Here is a 24,444-nt window from a genome sequence, read left to right as displayed (position 1 = left end):
CTCTATAATCCTAGCCTTAATTTTTAGTCTTTGATTCTTTATCCTTGCTTCATCCATTATTCTCTCATCCACAATACTACTGCCCCGGTAACCAATAAATTCAGTAAAGCAATTGGGAGCAATACTTTCCACCCATACTCCATCAGCTGATCATATCTGGGACGAGGAAGCGAAGCACGTAACAGGACGAACAGCAGGATGAAAACGAACGTCTTGAGGAAGAACCATACAACCCCCGGCAGAAAGGCAGGTCCGAGCCAGCCACCGCAAAACAGGGTAACCAGCATAGAAGAGATCAGTATAATTCCCAGGTATTCGCCAATGAAGAACATCCCGAACTTCATTCCAGAGTACTCGGAGTGAAAACCTGCTACCAGTTCACTTTCCGCTTCAGGGATATCAAAAGGCAGCCGATGCGTTTCCGCTACCCCAGCAATCAGAAAGATCACAAAGGCGACCGGTTGCGTGATGATAAACCAATAATCCTGTTGAGCCATAACTATGTCAGTTAGGCGGAAAGAGCCAGACAGCATGACCACCCCCATTAATGATAAACCCATGAATACCTCGTAACTGATCATCTGCGATGCTCCGCGTAAAGCCCCCAAAAGCGAATACTTATTATTTGAGGCCCAGCCTCCCAGAACGATACTGTAAACACCAAGTGAGGACATGGCCAGAAAAAATAGCAGGCCGACGTTCAGATCCGCAATGAGTATTCCGGGAGCGAATGGCACCACTACGAAGCTCATCAGAACGGTAGCGGCAACAATAGCCGGGGCAATAACGAAGATGAACTTGTCAGCAAATGGTGGAATCCAGTCTTCTTTGAAAAACAGTTTAAGAGTATCAGCCACTACGATTAGCAAACCGAATGGTCCTGCGCGGTTTGGACCATAGCGATCCTGCCACAATGCAAGAACACGCCGTTCGATCCAAATAAGCCATGCGGCAATAGTGGTCAACGTGAAAAGCATGATCACAATCATCAGGATATAATAAACAGTTTCGTTCATGTGCTTACCCTTTTTAGCGTTGCCTTTGCGGGCCACTTGATTCCAGTTAATTCGCCCAGGTTGTATGGAATTCCGGCTGTTCCCTGTTTCAATTCGTCTTTTACCTGAACCGGCAAGGAATATCTGCTTGTGCCAATAGCTACTGATATGATCTCCCCCGGCTTTACATTCAAATAAATGGCATCTTTCAATCCAATCGCGATGTAGGGGGCCGGCGAACGCTCAGCAACCCCCGGGGTGTAAACGCTCAGTTCCTCCGAACCAAAAATGTGAGTCAACGGAATTAATAACCATTCACCGGCAGATGGTTTAAAAGTAGCCGGTATACTGTTGAAAAAGCTTGGAGTGTCGGCACTAATCTTATTAAATAATCGCACACCAGAGTCGCCTCCGTATAAGGGACCGCCTACTTCAAGCTGGTACTTGTTTATCGATTGCGATGAGTTCCATCCAGGTGCCCAAAAGAACGGAACCAATGGGCCTGGCAACGGCCCTTTATACCCTTCCATGGTAAAGGAGAATGGAGTGTCCATATCAGTCGGTGGTTTTGGCTCGCTTACATTCTGGTGGGCTTGCATAGCCGTACGTCCACTGTAACGGTGCGGTTCCCGGGGTATCTTCTGGTTTTTGATCTTTGTATCCGAAGGAGGGACAACTCTCTCCAGCCCGTCAAACTGAGTCAGCTCGTTTGCCAGTTCAGCAGCGAGCAAGTGAGGTGATATTAATTCAACAGGTTGATCGGTTTTTAGTTGGTTTAACTCGGCTAGCCATCGCCAGCTCTCTTTTATATATTCGTTTTTTGGCGGAAACACCTGGAAGAAGCATTGTGCCCTCCCTTCATTATTGATAACTGCACCATCGGCCTCAGCAAAGGTTCCAACGGGGATCACTACACCGGCTCTTGATGTTGTTCGGTTGTGCAAATGATCTAACACAATGACGTTTTTGCAGCTATTAAGCAAGTCATCAATTTCCCTGGCCTCTGTAGCCCGATAAAGATCATTCTCCAGGATAATCAATGTTTCTGCCATTCTGAGCAAACTTGAAGCAGCAGATAGTGGCGGGGCGTCCATCATCGCCAGTCCCAATGAGTTACAATCAGGGAATACAATGGAAAGCATAGCTTTCCGGCTTTCGGTACCCAGGCCCGATGCAATGTTGGCAGCCGCTTTTACAATTGCAGAGTTCATTAAACTTGCCCCTGAAATGACCAGCGGGTTTTTTGCATTTTTAAGAATAGTCGCAATGCGAATGGCATCACTCATCATGTCCTGATCTGGATTTTCAACAGGGGGTGAAAGCGGATTTAAATAATTTGCTATCGCATATCCTAAACGTGCGATATCATCCGGAGCGATATTAAAAGTTTCAGATGCAATCTCATCCAGCTTCGTCTTTATCGGATTGATAATAAAGCATTCGCCTTTTTCCTGCTGAACCAACTCTCTTAAGGCAGCATCATGCCATTCAGGAATATTTATACGATTGGCATCTTCAATGGGAGTGTTTCTTACAGCCTGGCGCACGGTAAGAGCCAGCCGGGGAGCAGAATTGGTCAGGTCTTCGCCAAAAATCAAAACCACATCTGCCTCTTCAGCGTCTTTTAAAGAAGCAACATGAACATCGCCGGAACTGTAAACGGAAATAACAAAGTTCATTATTTCTGCTGTCACGTCTGTTACTCCCTGGAAAAAGCTGTCTTTGCCCACCAATTTTCTCAAAGCAAAATTAGACTCAAGGGAAGCTCTGGGGGATCCAATTCCTATCATCTTATTCGAAAGAAGCGGCTTCAAATGATCAAATAATGTGTCTTTATCTACCGCTTCGGGAACACTGCTGCGGATGAGCGGCTGTTGTATGCGGTTCAGGCTGTTTACGAATTCATAACCAAACCTGCCGCGGTCACAGATAAAATAGCCGTTAACTTCACTGTTATAACGGTTGGTAATTTGTCTTAATTCGCCATAGCGCTCTCCAGCAACTATATTACAGCCCAAACTGCAGTGCTGGCAAACCGATGGGGCCATAGTAAGGTCCCACTTCCGGGTATAATGTTGCTTAAGGGTTTTATCTGTAAAGACACCTGTTGGGCAAACTTCAGCAAGATTTCCACTAAACTCATTTTCAAGCACGCCATCTTCTGACCTGCCGAAATAAACATGGTCATGGGCCGCAAAAACATCCAGGTCTTTTCCTCCGGCATAATCCTTATAGAACCGAACGCAGCGATAGCACTGAATGCAGCGGTTCATCTCATGATTTATAAAAGGACCCAGATACTGATTACTATAAGTTCTTTTTTTGTATGTGAAACGACGATAAGAATGGCCGGTCATGACTGTCATATCTTGTAAATGACAGGAACCCCCTTCGTCGCATACCGCGCAATCGTGAGGATGGTTGGTCATTAACCATTCGATGATCTGTGCCCGAAAGGCTTTAGCAGTAGCGTCGGCAATGGAAAGCTGAAGATTGTCCTTGACAGTCTCCATGCATGACATCACAAGGCGTCCTTTCGGATCTGTCTCATCCTTAAAAAGTTTAACAGCACACTGGCGGCATGCACCCACCGAACCCATCGCAGGATGCCAGCAAAAGTAGGGGAGGTCAAGCCCAAGGCTAAGGCAAACCTCCAAAAGGTTTTTCCCTGCTTTAACATCATAAGGAACTTTATCTATATAGATAATGGCCATAATTCTTACTTATAAGGACATCGATGTTGGTCTATATGCCTGTTAAAATCTTCACGAAAATATTTCAATGCGCTCTGAAGGGGCTCCATTGCCCCGGGCGCCAACGCGCAGAATGTATTTCCGGGACCCAAAAATTGTGTGTGCATCTCGAGCAGGTTGATATCCTCTGCTTTGCCGAATCCGTCTTCTATAGATTTAAGTATTTTTTCTGTCCATGGCAGACCTTCCCGGCACGGAGTGCACCATCCGCAAGATTCCTGTGCAAAAAAGTGTTCGAGGTTATGAACAAAACCTACCGGACAGGTGTGATCGTCAAGGATAACCATAGTGCCTGTTCCCAGCCGGCTGCCAGCCGCTGCAACCGAACGGAAATCCATCTTTGTATCCAGGTGTTCCTCCACCAGGAAATCTGTTGAAGCCCCGCCCGGAAGAGCTCCCCTAAACTTATAATTCTTTTTCATGCCGCCTGCATGCTCATAAATAAGTTCACGCATGCTTGTGCCCATGGGTAGTTCCCAAAGGCCCGGTTTATTAACATTACCGCTGATCCCGTATAATTTTGTTCCTGCATCACCGCCCGCACTGAGCCCCTTAAACCAATCGGCTCCATTGTTGATAATATGGGGGACATTGCAAAGCGTTTCTACATTATTAACGATTGTTGGTTTTCCAAACAGACCGCTTACCTGTGGAAATGGTGGCTTAGTCCTTGGCGTTGCTCTTTTCCCCTCCAGAGCATTCAAAAGAGCTGTTTCCTCGCCACACATATAGCGGCCAACACCCGTGTGGAGATGCATTTCGAGACTAAATTCTGAGCCAAGAATATTTTTCCCGAGATATCCGGATCGATAGGCTTCGTCTATAGCCTGCCTAATCACCCGGGCAGCTTTTTTATAAGCCCAGCGTAAAAAGATAAATGAAATATTTGCCTGGATGGCGTAGGCTGCGACGATCATTCCTTCAATCAGCAGATGAGGATTTCCTTCCAGCATCAAGCGGTCCTTAAAAGTTCCCGGTTCCATTTCATCTGCATTGGCTACCAGGTATCTGTCTCCAGAAATTCCATTCATCGGAACAAAGCTCCACTTCATTCCTGTGTTAAAGCCGGCCCCGCCACGACCTTTAAGGTCCGCATCCTGCACAAGTTTTGTTACCTCCGCAGGTGTCATCTGTAAAGCCTTGCCCACCGACACATAACCGCCAACAGCCGAAAATTCTTTAAAATTAAGCGGCGGGCGGTTAGAACTTATGTGTTGGGTTAAAGGCTTTTCCATCAGGTATTTCGATAAGGTTATTTGTATTCCTTTAAAATCTCGTTCAGTTTATCTTCATGCAGATCTCTATATAATTCATTATTGATCATTAAAGCAGGAGCGTGATCACAGGTTCCCAAACAGCAATTGGGTAACAGCGTAAACCGGCCATCGCGGGTGGTCTCTCCAAAGCGGATATGAAGGTGCTCTTTCAAATATTCATATAGCTTTTCATACCCCATCACGTAACAGCTGATACTGTCACAGAGTAGTATTACATTCCTTCCTACCGGCTTTCTGAAAATAAGATTGTAGAATGTCGCTACGCTATCCAGATCCTCAGCAGACATCCCCATAAAATCTGCAATGTCCCGCAAGTCTTCATTTGAGATATATCCACGGCGCTGCTGCACAATTTTTAACGCCTCAATACATGCCGCCCTTCGCACCGGGACCAGTGCGACCTCTTTTTCAATCTCTTTTTTTTCGTCGAGGGTAAGCATATCGCAAAGGCTGTTAATTGAAGGCTACATGTGCCGGACTAAGTTTTTCGTACCAGATCTCTACCTCATATCCATCGGGATCATACAGAAAGACATAAGGCTCTCCAGCTTCGAATTCACCCTGATCTTTGATCTGACCACCGGCGGCCTCGACTACATTAACGATGTCCTCGAGATCATCCGGCCTAACAAGCCGGAATCCAAAATGAACAATGCCGGCGCCTTTCGATGAACTCTTTTCTCCTTGTTCAAAAACAATGATGTCGTGGCTCCCGGGAGTCTGAATCTGAATAAAACCCTCCGAATGATACATTTCCTGGGCTCCAAATACCTTATGATAAAATGCTGAAGAGCGCTTTACATCCTGCACTTTCAAAGTGATATGAGTTAAACCATAAGTCTTTACCATAGCTTTTACCCTCCATTTTTTAAGATCCTTTATTTTCCTTAATTTTTATTCTTTGGTCATTTTACAATTTTCCTTCATGCCTTCCACCTTCATCCTTCATCCGTCACCTGTCGATATCCGCTAATACGTAATCCATGCTTCCCAAAATCGAAAGAAGGTCAGCAACTGTATATCCTTTGCTGATGTATGGCAGCATCTGCATATGTGGGAACGATGGTGTCCTTACCCTCACCCTATATGGTGATGTATTTCCATCGCTGATCAAATAATAACTATTAGCACCTTTCGTAGCCTCAATGCAACTCATAGCTTCACCGGCTGGAATAACCGGGCCCCAGCTTACATTCAAAAAATGAGTGATTAAAGTTTCGATATCCTCCATCGTATGTTTTTTAATGGGAGGGGTTGTCAAGGGATGGTCAGCTTTATAGGGACCTGAGGGCATATTTTTAAGGCATTGATCAATAATTCGAAGGCTCTGCCTCATTTCTTCAACGCGGACTACTGCCCGGTCATAGCAGTCCCCATTCTGGGCGACAGGAATCTCAAAGTCAAAGTTTTCATAGCCTGAATAGGGTTGTTTCTTTCGAAAATCCCAACCGAAGCCGCAGGCCCTAAGGCCCGGGCCGGTTACCCCCCAATCAATAGCTTCCTGTACGGTGTATATTCCAATTCCAACGGTCCGGGCTTTGAAGATGCTGTTACGCATTACCATTTGATCATACTCCTTAAGCCTTTTCGGAAAATATTCTACGAAATCGGCAACCAATGTATCCCATCCTTGAGGCAGATCCTGGGCAACACCGCCAATTCTAAACCAGTTAGGATGCATCCTTCCACCGGTAACTGCTTCTATCACATCAAATACCTTTTCCCTGTCAGTAAACATGTAAAATACGGGTGATAGCTGCCCGAGATCCTGTGCGAAGGTTCCGTACCAAACCAGGTGGCTTGCAATCCTGAAAAATTCGCAAAGCATTACCCGCATGGTTTTTACCCGATCGGGCACTGTAATGCCTGCCAGCTTTTCTACCGCCAGCAGGTAAGCCAGGTTATTCATCACACCGCCCAGGTAATCAATACGGTCGGTATAGGGAATATATGTATGCCATGACTGCCGCTCACCCATTTTCTCGGCCCCGCGATGGTGGAAGCCGATATCAGGAATGGCATCCACAATATCCTCCCCGTCAAGCTGAAGGATGATTCGAAGAACTCCATGCGTACCCGGGTGCTGCGGCCCCAGATTTAAAAACATAAAATCGGCATCCGCACTTGTTCTTTTCAAACCCCAGTCTTCCGGCCGAAACTGAAGTGATGCCTGCTCACGGTCCTGTTTTTCATCCCACAGTTTGAATGGCCCCATCTCAGTTGCCCGGGCTGGATGTTCCTTTCGTAATGGATGGCCCTCCCATGTTAAGGGCATGAGCAGCCGTCGCAGGTTGGGATGACCGGCAAACCGGACACCGAACATATCATAGATCTCGCGCTCGTACCAGTTGGCGTTTGGCCATAATGAGGTAATGGAGGGCAGAGTGGGATATTCACCCGCAAGTCCGACTTTGAATCTAAGAAATTGATTACTTTCAAAAGAAAGCAAGGTGTAAACTATTGTAAAATCTGCTATATAAGATTCAGTTTTTGTAAGGCGATTTCGCTCGTCAATACCGCAGATATCGTACAGAAACTCATAGGGTTTAGAAGGAAGGGTTTTGTAGTGTGATAGAACCGATACTATACTTTCCGGCTTGACCCAAACTGTCCCGATTTCATCAACAGTATGTTGATGATTGAGAATCTCACCGTCACTTATGCCGGTAATTTCGTCGGTTGAGCCGGAAACAGTATCCATGCTTTTGAAATTAAAGCCTCTTAATAATTCTATATTTTGGGTATCATATCTGATCCGTAGTCTTAAAGTCGATCATATTTTTTCTCGCTTCCCTGTTTACTTCTTTCATTGAAGGTTTTTCTGGCTTGATGATTCCCTGAGGTCCCATATACCAGCTTAGGGGTCTTTGTTCTTTGCCGACAGAGGAGACAAGGAGGTTTAATCCGCTCATAAATGCATCCGGTCGCGGAGGGCATCCGGGTACGTAGACATCAACCGGAAGAAATTTATCGACCCCCTGTACCACACTGTAGATATCATACATGCCGCCGGAGTTAGCGCATGAGCCCATGGATATGACCCATTTCGGCTCCATCATCTGTTCATGAAGCCGTTTGATTATTGGTGCCATCTTGACGAATACAGTTCCTGCGATAACCATCACATCGGCTTCCCGAGGAGTGCCACGTATGACCTCAGCGCCAAACCGGGCAACATCGTATTTGCTCGTCAGGCTGGTGGCCATTTCAACAAAGCAGCAGGAGAGGCCAAAATGGAATGGCCATATAGAATTTTTTCGACCCCAGGCAAGCAAGTCCTGCACGGTAGTCAGCATGATGCTTTGTCGTACGTTTTCTTCAAATGAGCTGGTACCTTTAACAGTACCTGTTGGATCGTCAGTCTTACTTAGCCACCAATTCATACACCTGGTTTTTGAACGTTCAGTTTTCTATATGCTTTTATTAGTTTCTTGCCGTCAGGTCCAAAATCCAGAGCTCCAATACTCCATTCGTAAATTAGTACCGCGATCAGTAGCCCTATAAAAACGGAAATGGCAATATACCCGGCCCAGCCCAGCTCGTTGAAGGCCAGGGCCCACAGGACAATAAATACCACTTCTATGTCGAAGATGACGAACATCATGGCCATCAGGTAGAACTGAGCAGAGAATCGCAGACGCGCTGAGCCGGTTTCCAGAATACCTGACTCATAAGGTTGCCCCGTAGCGCGGCCGCTATGGCGTTGTCCTAAGAAATAAGATAGAGTGAGAATCAGAGTTAAAAGCAGGAGTACAAATAAACCATAAACCAGAAATGGCCAGCCGGGCGTGCTAAATGAATTTGGTTCAGTCATAACATACCTGTTTAGGGAACGACCTTAGCGCAAAAACTTTTAATACAAATGCTATTCTTATAACGAGATCCTGGAGATCAGGTCCCTGTTATGTAATGTTCGAGATTTTCAATAATAAATCGCTGCTCTTCAATAATGTACTTTACCACGTCGCCGATTGAAATAATGCCAATCAACTTTCCGTTTTCCAGAACAGGTAAGTGCCGGATGAATTTGTTAGTCATTAACCGCATACAGTCTTCGATAGTGTTATCGAGCGTAACGGTGATCGGGTCCTCGGTCATAATTTCCCTGATCAGGGTTTCTTTAGAAGATTTTCCCTTAAGGATCACTTTACGGGCATAATCCCGTTCCGTAAATATCCCAACGAATTCCTCCTGATCCATCACCAGCAGAGCGCCGATGTTTTTTTCGCAGATTAGCTCTAATGCTTCAAAGACGGTACTATCCGGACAGACAGATATAGTAGAATTGCTTTTTGATTGCAGTATGTTTCTAACTTTTCCCATATTTAACTCCTTTCTGGTTATAATCTGGTAGTAGTTTTTCGTATTGGTGTCTTGTAATAGAAAGTTAGTGTTTTTTATTAAACTAAAAAAGGAAAATTATCAGCCATAATTTAGTACGACTGATAATTTTTTGGGGATTACCCGGCGTATCGCCGACTATTAATTGGATAGCTCTTTTGTTTTATCAAGGATGTTGATGCTCATCAGTTGTTCCATAGAACGCTTCATGCCTTCGGTAGAACCATCCAGAAAGATCACGTTGCCCTTGCCGTTTTCAGCAAAGTGTTTGATTGCTTCAGTCCACATGGTAAATAAAATCACCGAAGTATCTAAATTGGCTGACTCCATTTCTTTAGCAGCATGGGTCATACCCTTGGCTACTTCTTCACGGAAAAGCGCAATACCCTGGCCTCGTAACTGCGCAGCTTCACGTTCGGCATTGGCGGCAATCTTAATCGCGTTACCATCCGCCTCAGCAGCTTTCGTCTTGGTTATAAGTAAAGCCTGACCTTCATTTTCTGCCGCAGCCTTCAGGTTATTCGATGCAACCACACGGCTCATCGAGGTTAAGATAACTTCATCAAAGGTGATATCATTAAGCTGAAGATCCTGCAGATGATAACCCCAGCTCTCCAACACCACATCAATTTGGTCCTTTACGTGATCAACGATGTCCTTGCGAAGACTTAATACTTCCGCCTGCTTTTTACTGGCTACAAAGGCACGAATAGTACCTTCAATGGTACGGATCAGCGCCTGCATCAGGTTCTGCTCGTTAACGAATTTAAAAGCTACGTTCTTAATCGTTTCCTCATCCTGATTATTAACCGAATAAAGAACCATGGCTTTGAAATACACATTTGCCTGGTCGGACGTTACTGCTTGAAATTCCAGCTCCACCGATCTGTTCTGTATAGAAATACGGGAATGGATCATTTCAATCAGCGGTATCTTTAAACTTAATCCCGGACTCAAAATCCTCCGGTACTTTCCAAAAATAGTAATTACTGCTATTGTGCCCTGCCGAACGGTCACAAAAGAACTAAACAAAATAACAAGAGCTATAAAGCCCACAATTAAACCTGGAATCATATATTCTTAATTTTTGGTCAAGATAAGGATTTAAGTAAAACTTAAATTGATTTCCATTATCTTCATCAGATCGAATTTTGGCTAAAAAGAATTGTCACGCAAAGCAGGTAAGCCAGGCGCAAAGAACGCAGAGTTTAACACTCCGCATGCCAGGACTTTGCGGCCTTCGCGTTTTTTAACTTTGCGGGCATTGCGTGAAACTCTTCAGGTTGGCTTATTAAGTTTCTCCTGCGCCATTTCCAGATCAGCTGCATCTGCTTCGGGTTCCTCTTGCACGGCAGCAGCCCTGGGTTGATATTGCAGCTGAATATACATAGGGAAGTGGTCTGAGCCACAATTAGGCATTCGTTGAATTTCCACCAGGGTAAAGTCCGTTGAACAAAATATATGATCCAGCGGGAAGCGCATAAGGCGGTGTCCGGCGTGGAAGGTGTTATAAAATCCTCGTCCTACCCGGGGGTCTAATAGACCGCTGATCTTTGTAAATAGCAGCGTGGTATAACTCCAGGCCACATCATTCAAATCGCCCGCAACGATCACCGGCAGTTCGCTTTTCTTTGCGGATTTTGCCACCTTCAGAATTTCCTTATCTCTTTCTGTTGATCGTGGATTTTCACCAGGCACCGGGGGAGTCGGATGCAAGCCATGGAAACGAAAAATATCCCCCGATGGCAACTTGATACAAGTATGGATGGACGGAATATCGTCTTGTACTAAAAATTTAACGCTGGCATCTATTAACTCGAACTTTGAATAAAGCAGCATACCATAAGTATTTTCCAAAGGCACCAGCAAACGATGCGGGTGGGTAGATTCGAAGATTTCTACTTGCTCAGCCCACCACGCATCAGTTTCCACTAAAAGAATGACGTCCGGATCAACTGATTTGATGATATGTACATAATCTTTTGCCTCTCTGTTGTCCTGAAATACATTTCCGATGAATAACTTAATGCACTTATCAGGATCCTTAACAGCAGTTTTGATAACCTGCTTCTTAGCAAGCATGGTAAAAGGGTAAACCTGATAGCACAGATAGCCGAGATTGACTGTGAGCAATCCTGAAAACAGGTATTCATGCATACTTTCAATCTCAAAAATGCTAATAAACAGGATGAGGATCATCATTGTTGCTACCAACTTCTGGATTCGGGGATATTCAAATACCCTGAAAATCCAGTAATCATGACGGATAAAGGGTAGTAAAGTGATGAAGATGAGAAAATACCCTAAAAAGATGATCAAAAATTTAAGTGCTTCCAAGTGGATCCGGATAGTAAGTATCGCAAACAAATATAATATCTAAAATAAAAGAACGGCTGACAATTGTTTAGGAGCTATTTATAAATTTGACTTTCTGTCTTGAATCTAATACGAAGTATTGAACAACAACTCGTTATCGAATTTCAAAGCGATCTAATGTCTCATATCTCAAGTCTCGCGTTATGAATAACTTCATTTACTATGCTTTGGCCCTCATCGCCGGCATCATGCTATCAACCCAGGCCGGTGTAAATGCCCAATTGCGCACCGTAGTTGGAAACCCGGTAATGGCTGCTCTTGTTTCATTTTTAGTAGGAAGCTTTGCACTTTTATTATACGTTCTTCTTTTTAATAAGCAGAGCTCGGGTTTAATTCAATCGCTGCAGGATATGCCTGTATACAAATGGTCAGGTGGAATCATCGGCGCTTTATATGTAACCGGGGTGATAATTGTTGCCCCCCGGATCGGAGCAACTAATACCGCAGCTCTTATTGTAGCAGGTCAGATACTCTTTGCCCTTTTCTTAGATCACTACGGGTTACTGGGATTTGCGCAACACAGCGTTAACTGGATGCGCATGGCAGGCGCTGTACTACTCGTAGCGGGAGTTTTTCTAATCCTGAAGAACTAGGTGGGTTTGGAAGCCAAACGAATGGCAGACTATTTGCATTTATCCGCCTAAACCTTATCATATGAATTTAAAAAGAACTTTCGGCTTAATATTAACTCTGCTGGGTATTGTTGGATTGATCTATGCTGCTATCGGCTTTGTGCAAAACTCTGAAGGTGCCAAGCAGCTAATCGTCTTTGCTGTTTTAGGAATGATTTTTTTCTTTACAGGAATCAGCCTTGTTCGGAACACGACAGACCAGGCTAAGTAAAAAGCCCTTAAACTAAAAAAGGAAGCCTCTGGCTTCCTCAATATCTTTTAGAGGGAGGTCTAATTCATGCTTTCCCGAAAAGATGCTAGCATTCGGCCTCCTTTGTAGTAATATTTTCTCCAGTAGGCCTCATCAAGATCACTGATCATTACACCTTTACTGCTTGAAGCATGAGCAAATTTGTTATTACCCATGTAAACGCCCATATGAGTGATAGAACGGCTGCCGATTTTAAAGAAAACAAGGTCGCCCTCTTTAAGCTCTTCTTTGTTGACCGGATTAACCATGCTGAAAATGTTACGGGAATTATTGCCGATAACAGTATTAAACACCTTGTTATATAATTGGAATGCAAAACCGGAACAATCGATCCCATTTTTGGTACCACCACCTAATCGGTAAGGTGTTCCAATCCAATCATAAACAAACTGATAAAGTCTTAGATTAGAGGACGCCGAAAGGGCAACACCCATAATTTGTGTAAAATATTCTGTGGCTAGATTATCGGGATCTTCGATTTTTACTGTTGTATTTTGATCCTTATTCGTTATTTGCGCTTCAGCTGACACAAAAGAAATGATAAGTAGCAGTGCTACGATTACTTTTTTCCCCATTCTTGACTGGATTTAATAGTTTAAACGACAAGACTATTAACGCCTTATACTTGGTTTTATTTTAGAATGTTTCAAAACTAAAATAATTATCGATTGTATCCAACCTTTTAATTGCTATTTAACATTCGTTAACAGTCTATAAACCTTTTGCTACCGGGTGTAAACAAAACACTTTGCTAATTCTTTTTTTAGCCAGATATAGTTAGATTTGTCGTCCTGTAATTCAGGCAGGTTTAATACAAATTGTACGAAATGAGTTCAGTAGAAATAACGAAAGAGACCTATTTGCATTGGTACGAGTCGATGCTTTTGATGCGGAAGTTTGAAGAGAAAGCCGGACAATTATACGGTCAGCAAAAGATAAGGGGATTTTGCCATTTATACATTGGCCAGGAAGCTGTTTTGGCTGGAGCCATGTCTGTTCTGAAAGAGCAAGACTCGATGATCACGGCTTATCGCGACCATGCCCACGCTTTGGCAAGAGGTATGGGAGCTAACGAGATCATGGCTGAATTATATGGAAAGGCAACCGGCTGCTCGAAGGGCAAAGGTGGATCGATGCACATGTTCAGCAATAAACACCGTTTCTTTGGTGGTCATGGTATCGTTGGGGGGCAAATCCCATTAGGTGCAGGTATTGCCTTCGCCGAGAAATATAACGGAACCGATAACGTATGCGTTACCTATATGGGAGACGGTGCAGTTCGCCAGGGAGCCCTGAACGAAACCTTCAATATGGCGATGTTATGGAAACTTCCTGTAGTTTTCGTGTGTGAGAACAACGGCTATGCTATGGGTACGTCAGTAGCGCGTACCACCAACATGGTTGATATTTACAAAATTGGTTTAGGATTCGATATGCCATCCGCTCCGGTTGACGGCATGGATCCGGTAGCTGTTCATAATGCTATGGATGAGGCTGTACAACGCGCCCGCCGCGGTGAAGGTCCAACATTTTTAGAGATCCGCACCTACCGTTACAAAGGACACTCCATGTCAGATCCGGCTAAGTACCGCACCAAGGAAGAGGTAGAGCAGTATAAAGCAAAGGACCCGGTAGAGGAAGTTAAAAAAACGATCGAACAGAAGCAATACGCTGATGAGGCTTGGTTTGAGGAAATTGGACAAAAAGTTAAGGCAATAGTAGATGAGTCTGTAAAATTTGCAGAGGAATCACCATGGCCTGATCCTTCTGAACTTTATAAGGATGTGTATGTTCAGGAAGATTACCCATATATCCGCAGCTAATTAAACTCTAAAATCTTAACAACACCAATTTTTATAACATGGCTGAAGTAGTGCGAATGCCCAAAATGAGTGATACCATGACTGAAGGTGTTATCGCTAAATGGCATAAAAAAGTAGGAGATAAAGTTAATTCAGGAGACCTGGTTGCTGAGATCGAAACGGATAAGGCAACGATGGACTTTGAATCTTTTCAGGAAGGTACATTATTATATATCGGAGCCGAAGAAGGTAAGGCTGTGCCCGTTGATGCTGTTATTGCCGTGGTTGGTGCTGAAGGCGAAGACTACAAAAGTGCATTGGATTCTGCAGGAGGCAATGGTGAAGCTAAACCAGAAGAAGCTAAACCAGCAGTAGCTGAAGCTAAATCTACTGGCGAGACTTCGAATAAACCTGAAACGGCAGTTCCTGCTGATCAGGCAACCGAAGCCGCTGAACCAGCATTAGAGATAGATCCCGAATCAATTGGTGCCACCGTCATTCGCATGCCTTTATTGAGCGATACCATGACGGAAGGTGTAATTGCTGAATGGCACAAGAAAGTTGGTGACAAAGTAAAAAGTGATGATGCTCTGGCTGATGTGGAAACCGATAAGGCAACCATGGAAGTAACAGGTTACGCAGACGGAACTCTATTATACATAGGGGTTGAAAAAGGACAGGCTGCTAAGGTCAACGATATTATAGCCATTGTAGGCAAGGAGGGAACTGATGTTACTCCATTAATTAAACAATCTGCGGCCAAGCCTGCTGCGCCTAAGCCAGAAGAAGCAAAGGCAGCTGGTTCAGAACAACCAGCAGCTGCAACGGCTCCTGCCAAAGTAGAAGAAGAAAAAGAGCCTGCTTTCAGTGATTCCGACTCACGCATTAAAGCCTCTCCGTTAGCACGTAAGATCGCTAAGGATAAAGGAATTGATATTAACCAGGTAAAAGGAAGCGCAGAAGGCGGCCGCATCGTGAAGAAAGATGTGGAAGGCTTTACTCCTTCAACTAAGGAAGTTGAAAAGGCCGCGGCACAACAAACCGAATCAAAATCTGCAGAATCTGCCAAACCAGTTATCCCACAATTCATTGGCGAAGAGAAGTTTACCGAGAAGCCCGTATCGCAGATGCGCAAGGTTATCGCAAAGCGTCTTTCAGAAAGCCTGTTCACCGCACCGCATTTCTACCTGACCATGTCTATTGATATGGATAGCGCCATCCAGGCGCGTGCGAAAATGAATGAGTTTTCGCAGGTAAAAATATCTTTCAATGATATTGTGTTAAAAGCAGTGGCAGTTGCTTTAAAGCAGCACCCTAATGTTAACTCATCATGGCAGGAAGATAAGATACGTTACAATGAACACGTGAATATTGGTGTAGCTGTAGCTGTTGAAGATGGTTTGCTGGTACCGGTGGTTCGCTTTGCAGATGGTAAATCATTATCGCATATCTCTGCAGAAGTGAAGGACTTCGCCCAGAGAGCGAAAAGTAAGAAACTGCAACCAGCAGATTGGGAAGGTTCTACCTTCACTATCTCTAATCTGGGCATGTTCGGTATAGACGAGTTTACGGCTATTATAAATACTCCCGATGCCTGTATCCTGGCCATTGGTGGTATTCAGCAGGTGCCTGTCGTGAAAAACAACGCTGTTGTTCCGGGCAACATCATGAAGGTGACGCTAAGCTGTGATCACCGCGTGGTAGACGGAGCAACCGGTTCCGCATTCCTGCAGACTTTAAAAGCCCTGCTTGAAGAGCCTGTAAGATTATTGGTTTAAATTCAGCATAAAACTTTACATACAAGACTGTCTCCACGAGGCAGTCTTTTTTTTGTGTAAAATTTTCTGACAGGACTTCTCTTCTGCAGCTAACAAAGCGGATCATAACACAAGCAGGGAAATGCCAATTCTGCTCCTGTAGCATCCAAATTATTTTTTCATTATATGTACACTATGTGTTCGCAGGGTACTCGCCATATCTTAATATACTGAGCACCCTGTTATCATACTGTTATCATACTGTTAACACCCTGTTATCTCTTACTTAAAATGAAAAATTTTACGGAGTATAACCGGAGCGTTTTCCGCTATTGGATTTGACGAAATCTACACTAAGTCCTATTACATTACTCGGATTTAAAGGGGAAGACGAACGGGATGGAGAGTAACTATGAGCTTGTTCTAACCGGCAATGCTGATCTGGACGGATCTCTTAATTATCCTATCTCAAATCTAAAGTCTTAAATCTCAGATCTCCTTATAAAGAGAAACCGCCTTGAGTTGCCTCAGGACGGTTTCGTTTTTAAGTTCTATTTCTCAGGATTCGATGGTGTCATGAAGGCTTTCCACTTTATAAAGAGTTTCTTCAATGCTACGGCGTTGCTGGTTCAGCAGTGCCCGGGTTTCGGCCGGCAGCTGATTTTTTTCCAGCACATCGCTATAGGCGTTCACGGCTGCTTTTTCTCCTGTTATACAGGCACCCAGCACCGCTTTGTTGTCTTTAGAAGTTAACGCCGACTTTACCTCCATCCAGGCCCTGTGAACGGCGCCGATCGGCCCGCCTCCATGATCAGGATCACCGCCAAACTTTTTTATCTCGGACTTTAGTTGTTGAGTAAACCCTGCCCTTTCTGCACTGTATTCTGAAAACATTGCCCGTAAAGCTGCAGAATCTGCATCTTCGGCGGCTGTTTCATAACCATATTTGCCATCGTTACAAATAGTTATCAGATGGTTTAAATCATCTATTAACTTTTTATTTACGTCTTCCATGTCTACTTTTTAGATTTGTTTTCAGGATAACAGGAATTGAAAGGTTTAGTTTGAAGGCAGCACTTTGCTTGAAGAGATCGAAAGGAAGGTGATAGGAAACTTATAAAGTTTTTAAATCCCTGAATCTAAAAAATCCTGATCCAGACAATCCTCATCAGATAATCCTGATCCAGACAACCCAAGCCCTAATTTACAAACTTCCCAATCCCCTGTTGCGGTCAGCGTAACCAAATACTTTTTGCAATAGGTTTGTTCCCCTTGCAGATATATTATCGCGGATTTTTAGTTCTTCCTTCGCGATTTCAATGAACAGACCTTCCATTGCTTTTTGGGTAACATATTCCTGAAGATCTGGGTTTACCCTGGTTACCAATGGAACCTGGTTGTAACGGGTTATTACATCAGACCAATAGCGGGTTGCCCCAACTTTTGATAAGCTGCTTGATACAATCGGTTTGAACTTATCATGTAATTGCTGACTGGTTACCCGTTGAAAATATTGGGTAGCGGCATCTTTATTCTGGCCAAGCAGAATATTAGTTGCATCGGCAATGGTCATTTGCTTAATGGCAGCAACGAAAATAGGCTTCGCTTCTTTAGCCGCATCTTCAGCAGCCCTGTTAATGCTTAAAATCACGTTATCTGCAAGAGAGTTTAAGCCAAGTGTGCGGAGGGTTCTTTCAACCTTTTGAGCTTCCTGCGGGAAAAGTATTTTGATAGCCATGTTTCCGAAGTACCCGTCTTGTAGAGACAGCCGTTCAGCGCTTGAACTTGTACCAAACTCAAGCGCCTGTTTCAAGCCCATGTTTATTTCAGTCTGCGTTGGGTTACCGGTTTGAGCTAAAATCTCTGTAGCCTGGTTTAGAGCATCACAGCTTGCGAACGAAAAGGCAATAATAGTGGCAACGACTAATTTAATGGCCGACTTAAAATGGGGTATTTGGGGCATGAGAATATTTCCAATGAACGGTGACTTAATTGTCACTTACAGATAGCAATTCTTTTGCCATTAATTCACTGGCTTTTACCAGTTTCAGGAATTCTGAACGGTAGCCTTCTTTATCTTTCCCTAAAGAACCTTCTGCCCAATTTATTACATCAGCGTAGCGGGTTTGCTGTTTAAATTCTGAGTTGCGAAGTAACATGCCATAACCTGCCACCGCGGCTGCAAAGCGAAAATTGTCTGATGTGCTGCTCCAACTAATATTGCGATCCAAAACTGGATGTTCTATCAATTTGCTGGCTGTTTGACCGGGCGTTTTGTAGCGCAACTTAATGTTTAATAATTCCTCAGTAGCGGATGTGTTTACTGATGCCTGGTTTTTCTGATACTTCAGGTTATCAACTTTTTCTATGAAGCTACTCTTTACTCCCACGGGGATCACTTCGTACAAAGCGGTAACCCGGTGGCCGGAACCCATATCGCCCGCATCTTTCTTATCGTTGTTAAAGTCTTCCTTATTAAGCATCCGGTTTTCGTACCCAATCAAACGGTAGGCCTGAACCTTGGCAGGATTAAATTCCACCTGAAGCTTCACGTCGTTAGCAATGGTGAATAACGTGCCTCCAAATTCATTAACCAGCGTCTTCTTAGCTTCGCTGATGTTATCGATATAGGCATAGTTTCCGTTGCCCTTGTCGGCAAGTGTTTCCATTTTGCTGTCTTTGTAATTTCCCATACCGTAACCCAATACAGTAAGATAAACGCCGAGTTCCCTTTTCTCTTCTATCAAGCGCTGCATCTCAGCATCGCTTGAAACACCCACATTGAAATCACCATCTGTGGCTAAAATCACGCGGTTATTTCCCTTTTTGATCAAATGGTCGGCAGCAACCTGGTAAGCTAATTTGATTCCGGCGCCTCCGGCCGTAGAGCCGCCGGCTTCGAGTTTGTTAATAGCATCTTTGATTATTTGTTTATTCTGTCCGGAAGTAGACTTTAATACCAGGCCGGTTGCACTTGCATACACTACAATAGCTACGCGATCCTGGGGGCGGAGTTGATCCACCAGTAGTTTCATGGAGGACTTAACAAGTGGAAGCTTGTTGGGCATGTCCATAGATCCCGAAACATCAATCAAGAAAACCAGGTTGGAAGCCGGTAAGTTACCAGTGGGTATGGTTTTACCCTGCAAGCCGATCTTTACTAGCCTGTGTTTGTCATTCCAGGGTGCCGAAGAGATCTCGGTATTGATAGATACCGGATTATTGTTTTGCGGTTGGGGATACTCATAGTCAAAGTAATTGACCATTTCTTCAATCCGAACGGCATCTATAGGAGGAAGCTGTCCGTTATTAATAAAGCGCCGAACGTTGCTGTAAGATGCCGCATCAACATCGATTCCGAAGGTAGATAAGGGATTGTCTTTTGCGGCCAGGAAACGATTTTCATTAATAGCGTTGTAGGATTCGGTGTTAAATGCATTTTGCTCTTCGCTCCTGTACTGGGCATTCCCTGCGGAGATAGGAGTTACCATCGCCGATATGGAGCCGGGTAATGCCATTTTTTGTTGTCTTATGGTTTTAAGTGCCGTTTCACTTAATGACATAATAGAAGTTAGTGAAACACGGACAAAGTCAGTTTCGCTAACCTTCATTTCCCTGGTTTTGTAGCCTTTCATTTGAAAGGTCAAAGTTTGGATTCCGTTAGCTAATTTTATCTTAAACTGGCCAAGAGAATCTGTTTGGGCGGTAGCCGAACCTCCTTTTGCTTTAACCGTTACTCCTGCCAGCGGGGTATTGCTCGTGGCGTCGAGCACTTCCCCGGTGATGATTCGGCTTGATGGATTGCTAAATGCCACCATCAGCAGGAAAAGAAATGCAGAGAGCGTAATGCCGGTAACTTTCATGATATAGTTTTTATTGGAGATGGCTGTTTGTGGATGTTTCCATAAATTCAACTGAAATTATTTATACTTGGCGGAATAATCTGCCCTTTTGAATTGAAATTTATAACCAACACATCCGTAAAAAACGGGCCTGAGGATCAGGAACTGCTGACAGAATACCGCAAGTCCGCCAGCCTGGAAGTCCTCGGCCAGTTGTACGGGCGTTACATGCACCTGGTATATGGGTTGTGCATGAAGTATTTGAAGGACGAAGAGAAAAGCAAGGATGCCGTAATGCAGATCTTTGAACAGCTGATCAGCAAACTGAAAATTCATGAGGTAAGTAATTTCAAGAACTGGCTTTATACACTTGCCCGCAATTATTGCCTGATGGAATTGCGGTCTTCTAACCGGCATGAGTTTGTGCCGATGGAAGAAAACTTTATGGAAAAGGATGCTTTTATGCATCTCGATATGGACGATACACGCGAGCGTAAGCTTACCGTTATGGAGCGATGTATGGAAAAGCTCCCCCGGGAGCAGAAGGATAGTATTAACCTGTTTTACCTTGAGCAGAAGTGCTACAAGGAAATTGTAGATATTACAGGTTTTGATTTGAATAAGGTAAAAAGCTACATTCAAAATGGTAAGCGCAACCTTAAAATTTGTATAGAGAAAAGCGGTGAAGAATAATTGGCCAGATAATTTAACGATTCAGCAGTATCTTGAGGGAAGCCTTGACAAGAAGCTGATGCATGAGCTGGAAAAGAGAGCTTTAGAGGATCCTTTTCTGGCTGATGCTCTGGAAGGCTTTGCCCAAATATCTGATGCTGATCACGGCTTGAGCATTCTGCAGCGTCAGTTGCATGAGCGTATCATGCACCAGCAGGAAAACAAAAAAGTATTTGACCTGACCTGGCAGCGATTAAGTGTTGCTGCAGCTGCAGCGGTTATGTTTATAAGTGCGGGAGTTTTGTTTTGGATGAACAGCCAGGTTGATAACCGAACCAGTGCTGTGAATCGTCAAAAGGTAGAGTTAAATGGTGTACCGGTAGATACCCTAGCCAACGATGGCGCTATCGTAAGCAACACCGACCGGATTCCGGCGGTAACAGAACCGGTTGTTAAGGTACGGCGCAATGAAGGATTATACGCTGCGAAACCGACTGTGAAAAGTAAGACGCCAGGGGTTACTCAGGATAACGCAAGCTTAAATGCAGCCGTTTTGAGTCAGATTGAGGATACTGTAAATAATACAGACAATGCTTTTATTGCGGATAAAGAGGCAAGAATTGCGGCGATGGAGGTTGAGAAGAGTGACCGGGCAAGTTCACGGAAAGTGAGTTCTGAGGAATTAAAGATCAAGACTTTGAGCTCCGCTCCGGTTAATCTATCCGAGGTTGCAGTTAGCCGATTTGCTCCGTCAGTTACGGGAAATGCTGCTCCTGCAGGTGGGTGGGAAGCTTACCGACGTTATATTCAGGAAAGCATTACCAAAGCTTCGGGAACGACTGGGCAAAGGGGGAAGGTGATTGTTGGTTTTAAAGTAGCTGAAGACGGCAATCTGCGTGATGTCAAGATCTTAAAAGGATTATCAGCAACTGCTGATTCGCTGGCCCTGGAAATTATCCGGACCGGGCCATCCTGGAAAGCTGCAGCAGATGGGAAAGCGACGGACTTAAAAGTTGATTTGAATTTTTAATTTAATAGCACTAGGTGATAAGGCGGTGGTATGAACAAACGTTCATGCCACCGCTGTTTTAAAGGAGTATAGAGTTAAAATAGAATATGAAGAAGTTTTTATTGATCCTGCCGGTCATCTTTACAATAGCTTGTCAACAATCAAATACAAGTTCTAATATGATGGATACTTCAGATAGTACCAAAACAAAAGATACTCACTCTTTCGCTGAGCCATCTAAAGCCGTAGTTAAGCACCTTGACCTGAATATAAAGGTCAATTTTGATACGGAGTTGATTAGCGGAACAGCCTCATGGCAAATTGAGAACCCGTCAAATAGTGATGAGATTATTTTTGATACGCGGGGTTTAAAGGTTGACAAGGTCACTCTGGGCGAGGATAACAAACAAACTACGTTTAGCCTTGGCGATTCGGTAGAATATCTGGGTACGGCCCTGAAAATTAAAATAGCACCGGAAACCCGCCGGGTTAATATTTACTATAGTACCTCAGAGGGAGCCGCGGCTTTACAATGGCTTAATCCGCAACAGACTGCCGGTAAGAAGTACCCGTTCTTATTCACGCAGTCGCAAGCGATATTAGCACGTAGCTGGATACCTTGTCAGGATAGCCCGGGAATCAGGTTTACCTATAATGCAAAAGTTGCCGTTCCTAGAGACCTGCTGGCGGTGATGAGTGCCGAAAATCCTCAGGAGAAGAATTCCGAGGGCGTTTACGAGTTTAAGCAGCCACATGCCATTCCCTCTTATTTGATGGCGCTGGCGGTGGGCGATATTGCATTTCAAGCGGTTGATCAACGGAGCGCAGTGTATGCAGAGCCTGTTACCCTTAAAAAGGCTGCTTACGAATTTGCGGATATGGGCAAGATGATCACCGCAGCCGAGAATTTATATGGCCCCTATAAGTGGGGACGATATGATGTGCTGGTATTGCCGCCAAGTTTTCCATTTGGTGGGATGGAAAACCCGATGCTTACCTTTGCTACTCCGACTGTAATTGCCGGGGATCGTTCGTTGGTAAGCCTGATTGCACATGAGCTAGCTCACAGCTGGAGCGGAAACCTGGTAACAAATGCTACATGGAATGACTTCTGGTTAAATGAAGGCTTTACCGTTTATTTTGAAAGAAGAATAATAGAGGCCGTGTATGGAAAAGACGAAGCCAGGATGCAGGAGGTTTTGGGTTTTCAGGATCTGCATGCTACACTGGAGGAGCTGGGCGATACGAGTCCGGACACCAGGTTGAAGGCCGATTTTACGGGCCGTGATCCCGATGAAGGCGTTTCGGATATTGCTTATGAAAAAGGCTATTCATTCTTGAGATCAATTGAAGAAGCAGTTGGACGAGAACGGCTTGACAATTTTTTGAAGGAGTATTTTAATTCACACGCTTTTCAATCGGTGACTACCGAGCAGTTCATTACCTACCTGGATAAACATCTTATTAAAGGAGACGGAGCTCTGCGTAAAAAGCTAAATCTTGAAGAATGGATATTTAAGCCAGGTTTACCTGCTCAGGCCCAGAAAGTAGAATCGACGAAATTTAAAGCCATAGACACCATGCTTTCTAGATGGCAGGCTTCCGGTAAGATCTCAGATCTATCTAAAATAAACCGGACAACCAATGAGTTGCTATATCTGATCCGGCATCTTCCTGACAACATCAGCACCAAACAAATGAATGCTATTGACCAGGAGTTTGAGTTTACAGGTTCAGGAAACGCCGAAATACAGGCCTCATGGTATGTATTGGCTATTCGTAAAGGATACAAGCCCGCCAATCCACATATAGAGAGATTTTTGACTGAGGTTGGACGTCGGAAGTTTTTGATCCCGCTTTATAAGGAAATGGTCAAAACTCCCGAAGGGAAAGAATGGGCGAAATCGATATATGCGAAGGCAAGGCAAAATTACCATTCGGTCTCTTATCATTCTGTTGACGAAATCTTAAAATAATGAACTACCGGTTGTTGATGTTGCCAATGCTTTTTTTGGTTGCCTGTACGAAGCCGGATGCCCAAAAGATAGTTGATCGAAGTATCGACTATTACAACATGGAAAAATTACAGAACGCAACTCTGGAATTTAAGTTCCGAAATTTTCAGTTGAGAGCTACACAGAAGGACGGGAAGTTCAAATATGAGCGAATGTTTACTGATTCAACTGGTAAAGTACATGATATCCTCACTAATGAGGGTTTTAAACGCAGCGTAAACGGAAAGGAGCAACGGTTGGATAAGAAGAAGGCTGAAAGCTACTCCAGATCGGTCAATGCCCTGTTTTACTTTGTTTACTTGCCATTAAAATTGAATGACGCATCGGTAAACAAGAAGTATTTAGGAGAGACGATGATAAAAGATAAGCCATATCACAAACTGGAAATCTCCTTCAACCAAGATGGGGGAGGAGAAGATCATGAGGATATTTACTATTATTGGTTTGATGCGGCTGACTACAGTATGGATCACTTTGCTTACAGCACTGGAGGGAACCGCTTCAGGTCGGTTTCACGTACCCACAGTGTAAACGGAATCATTTTCCAGGATTATATAAATTACCAGTCTCCGTTAGGCGACTCATTAACACCGGTTCAGAAGTATGACAGTTTGTATAATGCGGGAAAATTAAAGGAGCTTTCAAGAATAGAGATCAGGCATATCGTGGTCAGGCAGTTGTAACTTCCCGCTTGTTGAGCATCACTGAGCAGAGCATTATGGC

General features: G+C 44.1%; 23 protein-coding genes. 8 read left to right on the top strand and 15 right to left on the bottom strand.

Annotation, left to right across the window (positions count from 1 at the left end):
- Window positions 1-56 precede the first annotated feature (56 nt).
- The 11 genes from nuoH to AC1MCB_RS14815 all read right to left on the bottom strand — a co-directional run bounded on the left by nuoH (window position 57) and on the right by AC1MCB_RS14815 (window position 11,703).
- The gene (gene nuoH, locus AC1MCB_RS14865) at window positions 57-1,016 is read right to left on the bottom strand and encodes an NADH-quinone oxidoreductase subunit NuoH (protein ID WP_479965493.1); all 960 of its coding nucleotides are present in this window, start codon (window positions 1,014-1,016) and stop codon (window positions 57-59) included.
- Window positions 1,013-3,709 (bottom strand): NADH-quinone oxidoreductase subunit NuoG, encoded by a 2,697-nt coding sequence (gene nuoG / locus AC1MCB_RS14860; RefSeq protein WP_479965492.1) that lies wholly within the window; start codon window positions 3,707-3,709, stop codon window positions 1,013-1,015. The genes nuoH and nuoG overlap by 4 nt, the downstream gene beginning before the upstream one ends.
- A 5-nt stretch (window positions 3,710-3,714) precedes the next feature.
- Entirely contained in the window at window positions 3,715-4,983 is a 1,269-nt protein-coding gene (nuoF, locus tag AC1MCB_RS14855) for an NADH-quinone oxidoreductase subunit NuoF (protein WP_479965491.1), read from the bottom strand.
- A 17-nt stretch (window positions 4,984-5,000) separates the two neighbouring features.
- On the bottom strand, window positions 5,001-5,465 hold the full coding sequence (gene nuoE, locus AC1MCB_RS14850) for an NADH-quinone oxidoreductase subunit NuoE (protein ID WP_479965490.1): 465 nt from the start codon (window positions 5,463-5,465) through the stop codon (window positions 5,001-5,003).
- Between the two features lie 13 nt (window positions 5,466-5,478).
- The gene (locus tag AC1MCB_RS14845; RefSeq protein ID WP_479965489.1) at window positions 5,479-5,874 is read right to left on the bottom strand and encodes a VOC family protein; all 396 of its coding nucleotides are present in this window, start codon (window positions 5,872-5,874) and stop codon (window positions 5,479-5,481) included.
- Between the two features lie 103 nt (window positions 5,875-5,977).
- Window positions 5,978-7,726, bottom strand: a complete 1,749-nt coding sequence (gene nuoC / locus AC1MCB_RS14840; protein WP_479965488.1) for an NADH-quinone oxidoreductase subunit C/D — start codon at window positions 7,724-7,726, stop codon at window positions 5,978-5,980.
- A 43-nt stretch (window positions 7,727-7,769) separates the two neighbouring features.
- The gene (locus tag AC1MCB_RS14835; RefSeq protein ID WP_479965487.1) at window positions 7,770-8,408 is read right to left on the bottom strand and encodes an NADH-quinone oxidoreductase subunit B; all 639 of its coding nucleotides are present in this window, start codon (window positions 8,406-8,408) and stop codon (window positions 7,770-7,772) included.
- Window positions 8,405-8,839 carry an NADH-quinone oxidoreductase subunit A gene (locus AC1MCB_RS14830; RefSeq protein ID WP_479965486.1) on the bottom strand — a complete coding sequence of 145 codons (435 nt, stop codon included), beginning with the start codon at window positions 8,837-8,839 and terminating at the stop codon, window positions 8,405-8,407. The genes AC1MCB_RS14835 and AC1MCB_RS14830 overlap by 4 nt, the downstream gene beginning before the upstream one ends.
- A gap of 77 nt (window positions 8,840-8,916) precedes the next feature.
- Window positions 8,917-9,348 carry a CBS domain-containing protein gene (locus AC1MCB_RS14825; protein WP_479965485.1) on the bottom strand — a complete coding sequence of 144 codons (432 nt, stop codon included), beginning with the start codon at window positions 9,346-9,348 and terminating at the stop codon, window positions 8,917-8,919.
- A gap of 159 nt (window positions 9,349-9,507) precedes the next feature.
- Window positions 9,508-10,440, bottom strand: coding sequence for an SPFH domain-containing protein (locus tag AC1MCB_RS14820; RefSeq protein ID WP_479965484.1), 933 nt, complete (start codon window positions 10,438-10,440; stop codon window positions 9,508-9,510).
- A gap of 204 nt (window positions 10,441-10,644) precedes the next feature.
- Window positions 10,645-11,703 (bottom strand): endonuclease/exonuclease/phosphatase family protein, encoded by a 1,059-nt coding sequence (locus AC1MCB_RS14815; protein ID WP_479965483.1) that lies wholly within the window; start codon window positions 11,701-11,703, stop codon window positions 10,645-10,647.
- 182 nt (window positions 11,704-11,885) lie between these two features.
- Between AC1MCB_RS14815 and AC1MCB_RS14810 the strand changes: the two genes are divergently transcribed.
- Together AC1MCB_RS14810 and AC1MCB_RS14805 are read left to right on the top strand one after the other, a co-directional pair.
- The gene (locus tag AC1MCB_RS14810) at window positions 11,886-12,335 is read left to right on the top strand and encodes a DMT family transporter (protein WP_479965482.1); all 450 of its coding nucleotides are present in this window, start codon (window positions 11,886-11,888) and stop codon (window positions 12,333-12,335) included.
- A 61-nt stretch (window positions 12,336-12,396) separates the two neighbouring features.
- Entirely contained in the window at window positions 12,397-12,585 is a 189-nt protein-coding gene (locus tag AC1MCB_RS14805; protein WP_479965481.1) for a hypothetical protein, read from the top strand.
- 59 nt (window positions 12,586-12,644) lie between these two features.
- On the opposite strand, the gene AC1MCB_RS14800 is transcribed toward AC1MCB_RS14805, so the two are convergent.
- Window positions 12,645-13,199, bottom strand: coding sequence for a C40 family peptidase (locus AC1MCB_RS14800; RefSeq protein ID WP_479965480.1), 555 nt, complete (start codon window positions 13,197-13,199; stop codon window positions 12,645-12,647).
- A 252-nt stretch (window positions 13,200-13,451) separates the two neighbouring features.
- Here AC1MCB_RS14800 and pdhA point away from each other — a divergent pair, with 252 nt between their 5' ends.
- Together pdhA and AC1MCB_RS14790 are read left to right on the top strand one after the other, a co-directional pair.
- On the top strand, window positions 13,452-14,447 hold the full coding sequence (gene pdhA / locus AC1MCB_RS14795; RefSeq protein ID WP_479965479.1) for a pyruvate dehydrogenase (acetyl-transferring) E1 component subunit alpha: 996 nt from the start codon (window positions 13,452-13,454) through the stop codon (window positions 14,445-14,447).
- Between the two features lie 38 nt (window positions 14,448-14,485).
- Window positions 14,486-16,204, top strand: a complete 1,719-nt coding sequence (locus AC1MCB_RS14790; RefSeq protein ID WP_479965478.1) for a pyruvate dehydrogenase complex dihydrolipoamide acetyltransferase — start codon at window positions 14,486-14,488, stop codon at window positions 16,202-16,204.
- 537 nt (window positions 16,205-16,741) lie between these two features.
- Here AC1MCB_RS14790 and AC1MCB_RS14785 read toward each other — a convergent pair.
- The 3 genes from AC1MCB_RS14785 to AC1MCB_RS14775 all read right to left on the bottom strand — a co-directional run bounded on the left by AC1MCB_RS14785 (window position 16,742) and on the right by AC1MCB_RS14775 (window position 20,097).
- Complete coding sequence (locus AC1MCB_RS14785; protein ID WP_479965477.1) at window positions 16,742-17,197, bottom strand: ferritin-like domain-containing protein; 456 nt, start codon at window positions 17,195-17,197, stop codon at window positions 16,742-16,744.
- A 190-nt stretch (window positions 17,198-17,387) separates the two neighbouring features.
- The gene (locus AC1MCB_RS14780) at window positions 17,388-18,146 is read right to left on the bottom strand and encodes a DUF4197 domain-containing protein (RefSeq protein ID WP_479965476.1); all 759 of its coding nucleotides are present in this window, start codon (window positions 18,144-18,146) and stop codon (window positions 17,388-17,390) included.
- A gap of 25 nt (window positions 18,147-18,171) precedes the next feature.
- Window positions 18,172-20,097 carry a YfbK domain-containing protein gene (locus AC1MCB_RS14775; RefSeq protein ID WP_479965475.1) on the bottom strand — a complete coding sequence of 642 codons (1,926 nt, stop codon included), beginning with the start codon at window positions 20,095-20,097 and terminating at the stop codon, window positions 18,172-18,174.
- Between the two features lie 42 nt (window positions 20,098-20,139).
- On the opposite strand from AC1MCB_RS14775, the gene AC1MCB_RS14770 reads away from it, so the two are divergent.
- From AC1MCB_RS14770 to AC1MCB_RS14755, 4 genes are all read left to right on the top strand, one after another.
- Window positions 20,140-20,718 carry an RNA polymerase sigma factor gene (locus AC1MCB_RS14770; RefSeq protein WP_479965474.1) on the top strand — a complete coding sequence of 193 codons (579 nt, stop codon included), beginning with the start codon at window positions 20,140-20,142 and terminating at the stop codon, window positions 20,716-20,718.
- Window positions 20,708-21,727, top strand: a complete 1,020-nt coding sequence (locus AC1MCB_RS14765; protein ID WP_479965473.1) for an energy transducer TonB — start codon at window positions 20,708-20,710, stop codon at window positions 21,725-21,727. Before AC1MCB_RS14770 ends, AC1MCB_RS14765 begins: the two co-directional genes overlap by 11 nt.
- 86 nt (window positions 21,728-21,813) lie before the next feature.
- The gene (locus AC1MCB_RS14760) at window positions 21,814-23,682 is read left to right on the top strand and encodes a M1 family metallopeptidase (RefSeq protein WP_479965472.1); all 1,869 of its coding nucleotides are present in this window, start codon (window positions 21,814-21,816) and stop codon (window positions 23,680-23,682) included.
- Window positions 23,682-24,404, top strand: coding sequence for a DUF6503 family protein (locus AC1MCB_RS14755; protein ID WP_479965471.1), 723 nt, complete (start codon window positions 23,682-23,684; stop codon window positions 24,402-24,404). Before AC1MCB_RS14760 ends, AC1MCB_RS14755 begins: the two co-directional genes overlap by 1 nt.
- Window positions 24,405-24,444: the final 40 nt, after the last annotated feature.

Source organism: Daejeonella sp. AP26, assembly GCF_056680515.1.
This window is presented reverse-complemented; position numbering and strand designations above follow the sequence as displayed.